The sequence below is a fragment of the Micromonospora sp. NPDC006766 genome, from assembly GCF_040636055.1.
Lineage (GTDB): Bacteria > Actinomycetota > Actinomycetes > Mycobacteriales > Micromonosporaceae > Micromonospora.
Genome location: NZ_JBEYIX010000001.1, coordinates 341,378 through 354,789, shown reverse-complemented (window position 1 = coordinate 354,789; position 13,412 = coordinate 341,378). Strand labels below are relative to the sequence as shown.

At 71.9% G+C, this 13,412-nt stretch carries 11 protein-coding genes; 6 read left to right on the top strand and 5 right to left on the bottom strand.

The genetic code is table 11. The features are described 5' to 3' along the window. Positions 1-55: 55 nt before the first annotated feature. Complete coding sequence (locus tag ABZ671_RS02330; protein WP_357849834.1) at positions 56-3,928, top strand: S8 family serine peptidase; 3,873 nt, start codon at positions 56-58, stop codon at positions 3,926-3,928. Between the two features lie 117 nt (positions 3,929-4,045). Next, positions 4,046-4,303 carry a hypothetical protein gene (locus tag ABZ671_RS02325; protein ID WP_357849831.1) on the top strand — a complete coding sequence of 86 codons (258 nt, stop codon included), beginning with the start codon at positions 4,046-4,048 and terminating at the stop codon, positions 4,301-4,303. Here the strand turns inward: ABZ671_RS02325 and ABZ671_RS02320 are convergent. Continuing rightward, entirely contained in the window at positions 4,294-4,911 is a 618-nt protein-coding gene (locus tag ABZ671_RS02320) for a pyridoxamine 5'-phosphate oxidase family protein (RefSeq protein ID WP_357850596.1), read from the bottom strand. The genes ABZ671_RS02325 and ABZ671_RS02320 overlap by 10 nt on opposite strands. A 164-nt stretch (positions 4,912-5,075) precedes the next feature. Between ABZ671_RS02320 and ABZ671_RS02315 the strand changes: the two genes are divergently transcribed. Genes ABZ671_RS02315 through ABZ671_RS02305 form a run of 3 tightly spaced genes read left to right on the top strand, consistent with a single transcriptional unit; the run spans position 5,076 to position 7,216 of the window. Beyond that, positions 5,076-5,582, top strand: coding sequence for a DUF2231 domain-containing protein (locus tag ABZ671_RS02315; RefSeq protein ID WP_357849828.1), 507 nt, complete (start codon positions 5,076-5,078; stop codon positions 5,580-5,582). After that, positions 5,579-6,106 carry an Hsp20/alpha crystallin family protein gene (locus tag ABZ671_RS02310; protein WP_357849825.1) on the top strand — a complete coding sequence of 176 codons (528 nt, stop codon included), beginning with the start codon at positions 5,579-5,581 and terminating at the stop codon, positions 6,104-6,106. The genes ABZ671_RS02315 and ABZ671_RS02310 overlap by 4 nt, the downstream gene beginning before the upstream one ends. Before the next feature lie 6 nt (positions 6,107-6,112). Continuing rightward, positions 6,113-7,216, top strand: a complete 1,104-nt coding sequence (locus ABZ671_RS02305; protein WP_357849823.1) for a glycosyltransferase family 9 protein — start codon at positions 6,113-6,115, stop codon at positions 7,214-7,216. Here ABZ671_RS02305 and ABZ671_RS02300 read toward each other — a convergent pair. Then, entirely contained in the window at positions 7,209-8,063 is an 855-nt protein-coding gene (locus ABZ671_RS02300) for a glycosyltransferase family A protein (RefSeq protein ID WP_357849820.1), read from the bottom strand. The genes ABZ671_RS02305 and ABZ671_RS02300 overlap by 8 nt on opposite strands. Then, positions 8,060-9,868, bottom strand: a complete 1,809-nt coding sequence (gene rfaE2, locus ABZ671_RS02295) for a D-glycero-beta-D-manno-heptose 1-phosphate adenylyltransferase (RefSeq protein ID WP_357849817.1) — start codon at positions 9,866-9,868, stop codon at positions 8,060-8,062. The genes ABZ671_RS02300 and rfaE2 overlap by 4 nt, the downstream gene beginning before the upstream one ends. A gap of 110 nt (positions 9,869-9,978) precedes the next feature. On the opposite strand from rfaE2, the gene ABZ671_RS02290 reads away from it, so the two are divergent. Next, the gene (locus ABZ671_RS02290; protein WP_357849815.1) at positions 9,979-11,628 is read left to right on the top strand and encodes an MDR family MFS transporter; all 1,650 of its coding nucleotides are present in this window, start codon (positions 9,979-9,981) and stop codon (positions 11,626-11,628) included. A gap of 6 nt (positions 11,629-11,634) precedes the next feature. Here the strand turns inward: ABZ671_RS02290 and ABZ671_RS02285 are convergent, their stop codons facing one another. Both ABZ671_RS02285 and ABZ671_RS02280 read right to left on the bottom strand, forming a co-directional pair. Beyond that, positions 11,635-12,126 carry an NUDIX domain-containing protein gene (locus tag ABZ671_RS02285; protein ID WP_357849812.1) on the bottom strand — a complete coding sequence of 164 codons (492 nt, stop codon included), beginning with the start codon at positions 12,124-12,126 and terminating at the stop codon, positions 11,635-11,637. A 213-nt stretch (positions 12,127-12,339) separates the two neighbouring features. Beyond that, the gene (locus ABZ671_RS02280; protein WP_357849810.1) at positions 12,340-13,353 is read right to left on the bottom strand and encodes an NADPH:quinone reductase; all 1,014 of its coding nucleotides are present in this window, start codon (positions 13,351-13,353) and stop codon (positions 12,340-12,342) included. Positions 13,354-13,412: the final 59 nt, after the last annotated feature.

Genomic DNA, 13,412 nt, shown 5'->3' with positions numbered 1-13,412 from the left:
AATCCCTTCTCCTGGCTGCGGTGCTCTCATCGGCTCGACCCAACGGGGAGATTCCGTGTCACTCCGCCGCTCGGCGGTGGCTGCGCTCGTCCTTGCCGTCGCCGGGGCGCTGGTTCCCAGCGTGCACCCGGCCCAGGCCGCCCAGCCGTCCGACCATGAGTTCAGCGCCAAGCGGTTGCCGCGGCCAGAACGCCCGCGTGACCTGCAGGAACGCGACTTCGACCCGCACGCCGTCCTGGTCCGCTTCAAGCCCGACGCCTCGAAGTCGGCAAAGGACCAGGTCCTGTCCCGGCGTGGCGTTCGCGCCACCTCCGCCGTCAGCGGGACCCGCTGGGTCAAGCTGCACGGCGACGCCTCGGCCAGCGACCTGATGCGCAGCCTGCGCGACGATCCGGCGGTCGCCGGGGTCAGCCTCGACTACAAGCGCACGGCCAGCGTCACGCCGATCGACCCGCTGTACGCCTACCAGTCCTACCTGAGCACTGTCCGGCTGCCCCAGGCGTGGGATCGCACCAAGGGCTCCACCAGCCAGATCATCGCGGTGGTCGACTCCGGTGTGGACGTCAATCACCCGGATCTCAAGGGCCGGACCGTGGCTGGGTACAACGCGATCAAGCCGGGTGCCGCGCCGGCGGACGACAACGGCCACGGCACGATGGTGGCGGGCATCGCGGCGGCCAACACCAACAACGGCATCGGCGTGGCGGGTGCCGCCTGGACCGCTCGTGTCATGCCGGTCAAGGTGCTCGGTGCCAACGGTTCGGGGTACGACTCGGACGTCGCCAGGGGCGTCATCTGGGCCGCTGACCACGGTGCCACGATCATCAACATGTCGCTCGGCGGTCCGGCCGACAACAGGGCCCTGCACGACGCGGTCTCCTATGCCACCGGCAAGGGCGCGGTGGTGGTGGCCGCCGCCGGCAACGAAGGCGACGGCCAGGCGCAGTATCCGGCGGCGTACTCCGAGGTCATGGCGGTCGCCGCGACCGACGCCGCCGGCCGGCTCGCCGACTTCAGCTCGTACGGCGACTGGGTCGACGTCGCCGCCCCCGGCACCGACATCGTCTCCACCTGGCCCGGCTCGGACTACTACGTCGGCGACGGCACCTCCTTCGCCGCCCCGATCGTCTCCGGTACGGCCGCGCTGGTCCGGACGATGTACCCGTCGCTGACTCCGGCGCAGGTCGTCTCCAGGATCCGTCAGAACGCCCGGGATGCCGGGCCACGCGGCATCGACCCGTACTACGGCTACGGGGTCCTCGACGCGTACGCCTCGGTGGGCGGCACCTGGGGGGCGGAGTTCCCGGCTCCCTCGTTGGGCGCGAACGAGCCGAACGACGTGCCGGCCCGGGCCACCGCGTTCAGCACGTCGATCACCGGCACCATCGGTGCCGAGGGCGACGTCGACTGGTACAAGTTCAGCACCGACGGCCGCAAGGCCGTCGACGTACGGGTGACGCCGGCCCGGTTCGACCCCGACCGGTACCAGAACCTCGACCCGGTCCTCGCCGTCTACGACGGCGACCTGCGCCTGGTCGGCGAGTCCGACGTCGCCGACGTGGGCGAGGCCGAAGTGGTCTCCGCCAAGATCGATGCCGGCACGTACTACGTCTCGGTGCGCAACCACAACGGTTCCGCCGACACCCGCCCCTACACCCTGTCAATGACCGGTGCTCCGGCTGCCCCGGCGCCGCTGTTCGCGCCGTTCCAGACGAGAAAGGTCGGCTCGTGGCCGGAGGCCGTGGCCATCGGCGACGTGACGGGTGACGGCCGCAACGACGTGCTCCTGACGACCAGTTTCTACTTCGACCCGGCCAACGACTACACGCTCGTCGTCTTCCCGCAGCAGCCTGACGGCACCCTCGGCACCCCGGTCAAGTACGCCACCAGGCTCCGGTACGGAGACAGAGCCGGCCTGACCCTGCTCGACGCCAACGGCGACGAAAGGCTGGACGTCGCCCTCGCCACCTCGGCCGGGGTGGAGGTCTTCCGACAGACCGCGGCGGGCCTGCTGGAGTCCACCGGCCCGCTCCCGAGCACGGCCGGCAGTTGGTTTGTCACCGCAGCCGACATGGACGTCGACGGCCGCACCGACCTGGTGGTCGCGACCACCGAGGGGATCAAGGTGCTGACCCAGGAGGCGGACCACACCTTCACCGTCTCGTCGGTGATCAGTGACGGCGGCGTGCTCGCGGTCGGTGACGTCGACGGTGACGGCTGGCCCGAGGTGGTGGGCGTGTCCGGCTCGTCGGTCCGGGTCTGGCACCGCACCGACTCCGGCTGGGACCACATTGACCACCCCACCGGCTCCACTCACGGCGTCAACAGCATCGAGGTCGCCGACGTCAACGGCGACGGCAAGGACGACGTGATCGCCAGCATCGGCGGCAACCAACCGAACTCTCAGGTCGCCGTCTTCACGCAGAACGCCAGCGGCGAGCTGGACGCCCCGCGGTTGGTGCCCGTCGTCGATTTCCCGGAGCCGATCCGGGCCACTGACGTCGACGGCGACGGCAGGACCGACGTGGTGACGGCGCACGGCGGCTGGGGCACGCTCAGTGTGCTGCCGCAGCAGGCGGACGGCTCGCTCGGTGCGCCCCGGGTCTCGGGGATCCCGTCCCCCTCGCACTATCACCCTCAGGGCCTTGCCCTGGGCGACATCAACGGCGACAACAAGGTCGACGCGGTCATCGCCGCCGACCCCAGCCGAGGCCTGGTCGTGCTGTATAACGGCGCGAGCCGTGGGGGCGAGCAGTACTGGGTGCGGGACGTGTCGCCGGCCGACTTCTCCACCAACGTGCCGGTCGCGGCGAAGCCGACCGCGACCTTCGCACGGGACGTGAACCCGGCCTCGGTGAACTCGTCCACTGTTCGCCTGATCAACGGCCGCACCGGGGCGGCTGTGGCCGCCACCGCCTCGGTCAGCGGCAACAAGGTGACCCTGACTCCGACCGCGCCGCTGCAGGACAACACCCCGTACCGGATCACCGTGGGCGGGCTCAAGGACAGCTCGGGCGCCGTCCAGGCGGAGAAGTTCAGCTTCACCTTCCGTACGGAGGACCTTCCGCCGCCGGCGGTCGGCGACCTCAAGGCGGTGGGCGCGCTCCAGGGGGCCACGCTGAGCTGGACCCTGCCGAACATCACCGACCTGGATCAGGTCATCGTCCGGGCCGCCGCCGGCACCACCGCGCCGTCCTCGCCGAGCAGCGGGATCGGGGTGTACGCGGGCACCGGCAGCTCGGCCACGGCGACCGGCCTGGTCGCCGGCACCACCTACACCTTCCAGGCGTGGGTGCGGGACCGGTCCGGTAAGTACAGCTCGGGCTCGCCGGTCCAGTTGCTCGGCAGCGGGGCGACCATCAGCAGCAACGTCACCGCGCTGACCCACGGCGGCACGGTGACGGTGACCGGCAAGCTGACCCGCAAGGACACCGGGGCCGGCCTGACCGGCCAGTCGGTCCAGCTGTACGGCAAGTACAAGGGCAGCTCGTCGTACACGTTGATCGCCACCGTGACCAGCGGCGCCGGTGGAGCGCTCAGCTACCCCCACAAGCCCGCCAAGGGCGTCAGCTACGAGTGGCGGTACGCGGGCTCCACCACCTATCTGGGGAGCACCAGCAGTCTGCGGACTGTGACCGTGGCGACCCTGGTGGCCGGGAAACTTTCGAAGACCTCGTTCCGCCTCGGCGGCACCGTGACCCTCTCCGGCTCGGTCTCGCCCAAGCATGCGGGGCAGACGGTCTACCTCCAGCGCCTGGTCAACGGTTCGTGGAAGAACATCACGAGTAAGAAGCTCACCTCGTCGAGCACCTACTCGTTCTCCATCAAGCCGACCAGCAAGGGCACCTTCACCTACCGGGTCTACAAGCCGGCCGACACCGACCACGCCGCCGGGTACAGCCCGAAGCAGAAGTTCAAAGTTACCTGATTCCGTCGGCACCTCCGATCGGTTCCCCCGTCGCGGCCGCGACGGGGGAACCGTCGTCTCCGGGGCTAGGATGGCCGCGTCATTCGGTGACCGAGCCGATCGGAGGGGCCGCAACACATGACCGCGATACCGCCCGGCGCGCTGGTGCCGATCTTCGTCCTGCTCGTCGTGATCGCCCTCGACGCGTGGGTCTACACCGACGCCAGGGAGCGGATGAGGCGCGGGAGCCCCGTCTCCGTCTCGGTCGGGTCGCTCCGAATCGAGACGCCGCAGGCGTGGTTCCTCGGCTGCCTGATCCTCTGGGTGGTGTTCTTCCCGCTCTACCTGGCCGCCTCCGGGCGGAACCCCTTCGCCCGCAGTCGCGGTCAGGAGTAGATGGTCTGCGCGTACTCCGGGCCGTAGTGGCGTTCGAGCTCGGCGAGGCTTTCCGCCGGGTTCTGCACCTCCTTGATCAGCTTGGCTCGGCTGGGCAGGACGTCCGGCTGCCAGGTCTCCGGCTGCCACAGCTCGGAGCGGAGGAACGCCTTCGCGCAGTGGTAGAAGATCTGCTCGATGGTCACCTCGACGGCCAGCACCGGCCGGTGTCCCTGGACCACCATGTCGGCGAAGTACGGGGCGTCCCGGACCAGCCGGGCCCGGCCGTTGATGCGCAGCGTGTCGGTCCGGCCGGGGATCAGATAGATCAGCCCGACGTGCGGGTTGGCCAGGATGTTGCGGTAGCCGTCGGCCCGCCGGTTGCCCGGCCGCTCGGGGATGGCGATGGTCGCCTCGTCCAGAACCAGCGTGAAGCCGGGCGGGTCGCCCTTCGGGGACACGTCGCAGCTGCCGTCCGCGCCGGCCGTGGCGACCAGGCAGAACGGCGACGCGGCCAGCCACTCCCGGTCCCGCGCGTGCAGCACGGTGCGCTCCTTGTCGAGTGACCGCTGCGTCGGCGTACCGAGCAGCTCGCGCAGTTCCTCCACGCTGGTGATCTCCATCGTCACGTGGACCTCCCCCATCCGTTGACGTTGCTGGGGAATCCGGCCCACAACCGGCCGGCTTCCGCGATCGTCAGCGTAGGCGAGCGCGCCGAACGCGAGGTTTACCCCCGAAGGCGGCGGGTACGGCCAACCCGCAACGCGCTCGGGACGCGACCGATGGAGGCCGGATGGAAAGCCGACTGAAGGTGCTGGGACACCCCTTGCACCCGATGCTGGTGATGTTCCCGGTGGCGCTCCTGACCATTTCGGTGATCTTCGACGTGGTCGACGCCGCGGGCGGGCCGAACTACCTGGCCGAGGCCGCGTACTGGAACATCGCCGCTGGTCTGATCGGCGGCCTGCTGGCCGCGGCGGCCGGGTCGGTCGACCTGTTCGCCCTTCCGTCCGGCACCCGGGCCAAGCGGGTGGGGCTCACCCACGCGGCCGCCAACCTCGCGGTGATCCTGCTCTTCGCCGCGGTCTGGGTGGTCCGGCTGAACGCCCACTCCCGGGCCGCCGGGGGAGCCCTGATCGCCATCGAGGTGGTCGCCCTGGCGATCCTCGGGATCAGCGCCTGGCTCGGCGGCGAGCTGGTGGATCGGCTGGGCGTGGGCGTAGACCCGGAGGCCGACCTGAACGCTCCCAGTTCACTGCGATCTCGTTCGGCGACCCAGCGGATCGGAGACACGCGATGACGGAACAGAGGGGCTGGCGCGGCCGGCACCAGGGCTGGGACCCGATGGGTGAGCTCCACTCCCTGCGGACCGAGCTGAGACGGCTGGTCGGTGGCCGGCCCGGCCCACCGGAGGTCGAACTGGGCGAGGCCGCCGACGGCTGGGAGGTGGTCGTCCGGCTGCCCGGCGTGGCGCCGGAGGAGGTGGCCGTCGAGCTGGACGACCGGGAGCTGTGCGTACGGGCCCGCTCGGAGGCGGAGGTGAACGCCGACCAGGGCATCCCGGGCGGCTTCGAGACGCGCGGCTTCGAGTATCGGGTGGACCTGCCGTCCCGGGTGGACCCGGATCGGATAGACGCGGTGATGGACCACGGACTGCTGCGGGTGCGGCTGCCCCGGGCGGCCCGGCCCACGCCGCGCACCATCACCGTCGGCCGCACCGGCCCCCGCACCAGCACCGGGGGTACGCGGCCCCTGGCCGACCGGGCCGCCGACCGGGAAATGCACCACCCGGACATCACGGTCGACGAGATCGACCGGCCGTAGGGTCGCATGGCCACCCCGTCGGTGCTCGGCCCGGTCGGCGAGCAGGTGCCCGACGTCGAGCGGATCGCCGTGCTGCGGGCGAACGCGCTCGGCGACTTCATCTTCATCCTGCCCGCGCTGGAGGCGCTGCGGGCCGCGTACCCGGGGGCGGAGATCGTGCTGCTCGGCGCGCCGTGGCACGCGCAGCTCTGGCGCGACCGCCCCGGCCCGGTGGATCGGGTGCTGGTGGTGCCGCCCGCGCCCGGCATCCGCGACGCCGGGTCGGACGAGCCGGTCTCCACGATGGACGAATTTCTGGCCGACGCCCGGGAGGAACGCTTCGACCTGGCGGTGCAGCTGCACGGCGGCGGAGCCAACTCCAACCCGGTGGTCGCCGGCCTGGGCGCCCGGGTCACCGCCGGGCTGCGGGCCGAGGACGCGCCGCCGCTGGACCGCTGGATCCGGTACGTCTACTACCAGCCCGAGGTGGTCCGCTACCTGGAGGTGGTGGCCCTGGTCGGGGCGCCGGCCACCACGATCGTCCCGGCTCTCGGGGTGACCAAGGCCGATCGGGCCGAGGCCCGGGAGGTGCTGGGCGAGCCGACGCGCCCCCGGGTGGCGCTGCACCCGGGGGCCACCGACACCCGGCGGCGCTGGCCCCCGGAGCGTTTCGGCGAGGTCGCCCGGGCGCTGACCGGCGACGGGTACGAGGTGCTGGTCACCGGCACCCCCGCCGAGCGGGAGACCGTCGACGCGGTGGTCGCGGCGGCCGGCGTCCCGGTCCGCCCGCAGGTCGGCACGCTCAGCCTCGGCGGGCTGGCCGCCTGCTACGCCGACTGTGCGCTGGTGGTGTCCAACGACAGCGGTCCGCTGCACCTGGCCGGTGCGGTCGGTACGCCGACGGTGGGCGTCTACTGGATCGGCAACCTGATCAACGGGGCGACCCCGATGCGCGCCCGGCACCGCCCGATCGCCTCCTGGACCACCCACTGCCCGGTCTGCGGCGTCGACTGCACGCCCGGCATCTACCCGCACCGCCCGGGCGACGGCGACTGCCCGCACCGGGACTCGTTCGTTGCCGACGTGCCGGTGGTCGAGGTCGTCGAGGCCGCTCGCGAGCTGCTCAGCTGAGGACGACCTCCCACGCCTCCACCTCCCGCTCGGTGACCGTGGTGGGCGACTCCAGGTGGTAGGCGCCGCTGGGCAGCACCCCCGCGCCGCCGTACCGCGCCAGCACCGTGAGCTGCGCGGCGACGTCCTCGCCCTGGTGCCGTTCCGGCAACTGGCGCCAGAATTCGAAGCCGCCGGAGTCGACCAGCTTGGCCCGGTCGTAGAGCACGCACCCGCCGATCCAGGAAACCTTGTACGCCCGCCACGCGCCCGCCGGCAGCCGCAGCTTCTCGGTGACGTGCAGCAGGTTCGCCGCCGGGTGGATGGTGGCCCGGTCCCACTCGGGGGTGCCGGGGCGGACCCGCTCGGGCACGGGCCGGCCGTGCCACTCCTCGTAGTGGACGTGCGTCTCCGGGCGGATGTCGTCGGCGTAGGAGAGGCCGTGCACCGCGTTGCCGACGAACCCGCAGCCCAGCTCCCGGATCGCGGTGACCAGCCGGGCCAGGCTGCCCGGTTCCAGCCAGACGTCGTCGTCGAGGCAGAGCACGTACCGGGCCGTCGACTGGTCCAGCAGGTACGCCCGGTGCTCGGCCAGCCCGCGCCGGGGCAGCCGCCGGGTCAGCAGCACCGGGTGGCCCCGGTGGCGCAGCGCCCGGACCATGGTGGCCGCCGCCGGGTGCGCGTACGCCGGCTCGCCGTCGGACTGGTCGCTGACCACCACCCCGAACTCGGGAACGCCCTCCTGGGCGGCCAGTCCGGAGAGGGTGACCGCCAGTTCGGCGGGCCGGTTGCGGGTGGGGATCAGCACGTCGAGCTGCCGGGCCCGGCGGAACCGTTCCGGTGTGCCGAGGTCGAGCGGCCGGTTCACGTCGGCCGGCCCGTCCCTGGGCCGACGGTGGGCGTGACCGACTGCGCCCGGATCCGGTCGATGATCGCCGAGGTGGACCGGTCCGGCACGTACCCGAGGGTGCGGACCTGCCCGCCGAGCCGGCGTACCAGCGGCGCCTCGGGCACCATCTCCGGCGGGTAGTCGCCGCCCTTGACGTACACGTCGGGGCGCACCGCCTCGATCAGCTTCGCCGGGGAGTCCGCCTCGAAGACCACCACGTGGTCGACGCACGCCATGGCGGCGAGCAGGGCGATCCGGTCCTCGACCGGGTTGACCGGCCGGTCCGGCCCCTTGAGCCGGCGCACGCTGTCGTCGGAGTTGACCGCCACGATCAGCAGGTCGCCGAGCGCGCGGGCCTGGGTCAGGTAGCGGACGTGCCCCGGGTGCAGCACGTCGAAGCAGCCGTTGGTGAAGACGATCGACCGGCCCGTCCGGCGGTGCTCGGCGACGAGCGCGGCCAGTTCCTCCGCGTCGACCAGCGTCGAGTGGCCGAGGTCCGCGGTACCGGCGCCCAGCGCGTCGAGCAGGTCCTCCCGTCGGCATACGCAGGTGCCGGTGTCGGAGACGGTGATGGTGGCGGCGAGCTGGGCGAGTTGGGCGGCGGTCGGCAGGCTCGCCTCGGCCGCCAGCGCCAGTGTCATCGCCGCCAGGTAGGCGTCCCCCGCGCCGACCGCGTGGCTGGCCGGGACCGGGGTGCTGTGGCTGCGCCGGCGCTCGCCGTCGGGCCCGCCGACCACCGCGCCCTCGGTGTCCAGGGTCACCGCCACGACGTCCGCGCCGGTGTGCGCGTGCAGTTCGGCCAGGCGCGATTCGGCCAGCACCGCCCGGTCGACCCCCTCGCCGGCTCCCGCGTTCACGGTGACGCCGGTGCCGGTGACGCTGAGCCCGTCCCCGGTCAGCGCGACCCGATCCTCGCCGGGGGTCGGCTCGCCGGACGGCCCGGTGACCGCGCCGAAACCGTCGGCGGAGCGCCCCCCGGCACCGCCGGGCGCCGCGCCGACGACCAGTTCGGAGGGACCGTCGGTCGGCTCGGCCAGCGGGTCCAGGTGCACGTCACCGGCGGCTGCCGGGGTACGGCCGCCGCTGCCGAAGCCGGCCGCCGCGCGGGCCAGCAGCCGGGTCGCCTCGGCAAAGCTCGGCGTCACCACGGTCGGGTTGAGGCCGCGCCAGTCGGCCAGGTCGTGCGCGTCGAGGGCCACGGTGGCGTAGCGGTCCCGGTTGGCGACCAGCCAGGCGCGGAGCGCCCTCGGCAGCGCGCCCAGGCCGTAGTCGCAGACGACCAGGGTGAGCGGCTGCCCATCGGCGGCGGCCCGCAGCTCCTCGGTCGCGCAGTGCAGCGCGGTGAGCAGGCGGGCCACCCCGTCGTCGTCGAGCGCCTCGTCCGGCTCGCCGGAGTCCTCGCGGAGCAGGATCTGGTTGCCGGCCAGCATCCGCCGCTTCACCGGGGTCGGCCGGCCGGGCTGGTTGACCGTACGGTCCCAGACGCCGGCCCGGTCGAGACAGTCGTGCAGTTCGTCACCGGCCGCGTCGGCCCCGACCGGGGACACCAGCACGGCCCGCCCGCCGAGGGCGGACACGTTGACCGCGGTGTTCGCCGCACCCCCGGCCGCCGAGATGCGCCGGCGCAGGGTGAGGACCGGGGCGGGGGCCTCGCGACAGAGCCGCTCGGATTCCGCGAACCGCCACTCGTCCAGCATGGCGTCGCCGACGACCAGCACGGGACGCCCCTGCCAGCTCTCCACGACAGTGGCGAGCCGGCGTTCCTCCGCTGCTGCTCCTGCCATGTTCCGCCGGGTCCCCGGAGCCGGTCCGACCAAACCTGCACACCGGTGAGGCATGTTCTGCGGGTGGTGGGAAAGCGGGCGTGATGACTGCCCTGGCCCACGGTCGTCCCGTGCTGCACCGCCGTCAGATTCGCCTGCTGATGTTCGGTCTGATGACCGGGATGCTGCTGGCGGCGTTGGACCAGACCATCGTCGGTACGGCGCTACCGACGATCGTCGGCCAGTTGGGCGGGATCAACCACTACTCGTGGGTGGTCACGGCGTACCTGCTCGCCTCCACCGCCTCGACGCCGCTGTACGGCAAGATGGCCGACCTGCGCGGGCGTCGCCCGGTCTTTCTCTTCTCCATCGGCACGTTCCTGGTCGGCTCGCTGCTGGCCGGCCTGTCGCAGAACATGACCCAGCTGATCCTCACCCGGGGCGTGCAGGGGTTGGGTGCCGGTGGCCTGATGACGTTGGCGTTCACCATCATCTCGGACGTGGTCAGCCCCCGGGAGCGGGGCCGCTACCAGGGGCTCTTCGGCGCGGTCTTCGGCCTCTCCTCGGTGGCCGGACCGCTGGTCGGTGGCTACTTCGCGCAGACCAACTGGCGCTGGATCTTCTACATCAACATTCCGCTGGGGATCCTGGCCATCGTGGTCTGCTACCACGTCATGCGGTTGATCCCGTTCCAGCGGCGGCAGCACGCCATCGACTGGCTGGGGGCGGCGCTGCTGGTTGCCGGGGTGAGCGCCCTGCTGTTGGCGCTGAGCTGGGGCGGCAACCGGTACGCCTGGGGGTCCGGGGTGATCATCGGCCTGTTCGTCGCCGGGGCGGTGCTGGGCGTGCTCTTCGTGCTCCAGGAGGCCCGGGTGAGCGAGCCGATCCTGCCGCTGCGGCTGTTCCGCAGCGGCACGTTCGCGTTGGCCAACTCGGCGGGCTTCGTGCTCGGTCTGGTGATGTTCGGGTCGATCATCTTCATCCCGCTCTACCTGCAGATCGTCAAGGGCGCCTCGCCGACCCGTAGCGGTCTGCTGATGCTGCCGATGATGGCCGGCATCATCGTCACCTCGGTGTTGACCGGTCGGGCGATGAGCCGGATCGGACGCTACAAGTGGTTCCCGGTGGCCGGCTCGGCGGTGCTGGTCGCCGGCATGCTGCTCTTCCGGCAGCTCCAGGTGGCCACCTCGATCTGGGCGGCCTTCGGCTACATGGTGGTGATCGGCGTCGGGCTGGGCCTGTGCATGCAGTCGCTGATCCTGGCGGTGCAGAACTCGGTGGATCCGCGCGACCTGGGGGCCGGCACCTCGTCGGCGACGTTCTTCCGTTCGCTGGGCGGCTCGTTCGGCGTGGCGATCCTCGGCGCGGTGTTGTCGTCGCAGCTCACCGGCCAGCTCGCCAGCCGGTTGCCGGCCGCGATCGCGCAGCTTCCGCCGGCGGAGCAGGCGGCGGTGGCGGCCCGTGGCGGCACCAAGATCTCGATCAACGAGCCGGCGACCATCCTCGCCCTGCCCGGCCCGGTCCGGGCCGCGATCCAGGCCGCGTTCGTCGAGTCGCTGCACCTGGTCTTCCTGACCACCGGGCTGATCGCGATCCTGGCGGTGCTGGTCACCCTGGCCCTGCCAAACCACCAACTGCGGGGTGCCGGCCCGCACGGCGCGACCGGCGGCGCGGACCCGCTCGGCGGGAAGGCCGCCGCTGCTGGTGGCAAGCCGCTGACGAAGGAGTCGAAGGAGGAGGCCGCCGCGGACATGGAGTCGAAGTCGCAGACGATGCTCTGATCTGGGCTACTTGAGGATGAGGCGGTTGGTCTGCTCGAAGACGGCCAGGTCGGCGAGGGTCTCGAGGACGCTGGTGGAGAGCGGCGTGGGCAGTTTCTCCGGGTAGAAGAAGCCGGCGTCGGTCGTCTCGTCGGTCATCCGGAGCAGGTCCCCGTCCCACTCGTCGACCCGGAACGCGGTGGTGAAGATCTGGTAGGTGTGGCCGTACATGTTGGTGTTGGTGCGATCGGGGCCGGTGTAGAGGGCGAACGCGCTGACCCGCAGGGCGCGCAGGCCGGTCTCCTCGCGTACCTCCCGCACGGCGCAGTCGGCGATCGACTCGCCCAGCTCCATGGCACCGGCCGGCATCGCCCACTGGCCGTTGTCGGAGCGCTGAATCAGCAGCACCCGGGCGGCATTGTCCCGGACCACGGCGCGGGCTCCGACGAACATCAGGGTGCGGTCACCGGCCAGAGCGCGTAGCTGTCCCACGTATGAGTCGGCCCATGAGATGCTCATCCGGACAATCTACGCAGCTTCCCTGGCCGGGGTCGACTGTTCCGGAGCTCTGTGGTGTGATCGGCACCACTTTCTGGGATACTCAAACACCCGGAGGGCGGCCCCGGCGTTCGCACCGCGCCGGGGCCGCCGTCCATGCGGGCGACCCGCACAATCATTCTTGCGAAAGTTATTCGCCTCTGTCCTGATGTCGGGAAAATCCGTTTCGCCGGGTCAGGTCTCGCTCGTGGTGATCAACACCTTGCCGACCACTGCGTTCTCCACCGCCTCGTGCGCCGCCCGGGCCGCCGACAACGGATGGTGGTGCAGCGGCAGCCCCGCCTCCTCACCCACCCGGATCGCACCCTGGGCCACCGCCGCCGCCACGTCGGTCACCGCCTGCGCCTTGGCCGCCTTCGGCTCGGTGTAGACCAGCACGAACTGCCAGCGGGCGTTCGGCACCATCAGCGACCGGATCGGCAGGGTGACCTCGTCGCCGCCGTCGTCGGCGTACACGCAGACCGCGCCGCCGTTGCGCAGGACCTGCACGTCGGTCGCGGCGTTGCGGGCCGCCGAGACCTCGACGATCGTGTGCACCCCGTCGGGCGCGATCTTGCGGACCTCCTGGGCCACGTCCTGCTCCCGGTAGTTGATCACGATGCTGGCCCCGGCCGCCGCCGCGAGCTGCGCCTTCTCCGGGCTGCTGACCGTGGCGATCACGCAGGCGTCGGCCCAACGGGCGAGCTGGATCGCCGCGTTGCCCACCGCGCCCGCCCCGCCCTGCACCAGCACCACGTGGTCGCTCAGCGCGCCCGCGTGCAGCTTGTCCGGCATGAACTCGCCGGCGGTCAGGCAGCGGTGCGCCGTCAGGAACGGGATGCCCAGGCAGGCGCCCAGGTCGAAGGAGGCCGAGCCGAGGCGGACCGCATGTCGGACCGGCACCACCGTGTACTCGGCGGCGGTGCCCCAGGGGCGTTGCCAGGCGGCCTCCCAGAGCCACACCCGCGCGCCGATCAGGATCTGGTCGACGCCCTCGCCGACCGCCTCGATCACCCCGGCGCCGTCCTGCCCGGGGATCTGCCAGCCGACCGGGAGCGGCCACTGGCGCCGCGCCTTCCAGTCGGTGGGGTTCACTCCCGAGACGGCCATCCGCACCAGCACCTCGCCCGGGCCCGGCTCCGGGATCGGACGCTCGACCTGCTGGAGCACCGAGGCGTCCCCGTTGCGTTCGTAAACGATCGCCCTCATCGCCGTCCCTTCACCGCCGACACGTGCGCCACCGGCTGCGCTACCCGGCCATTCCCCGG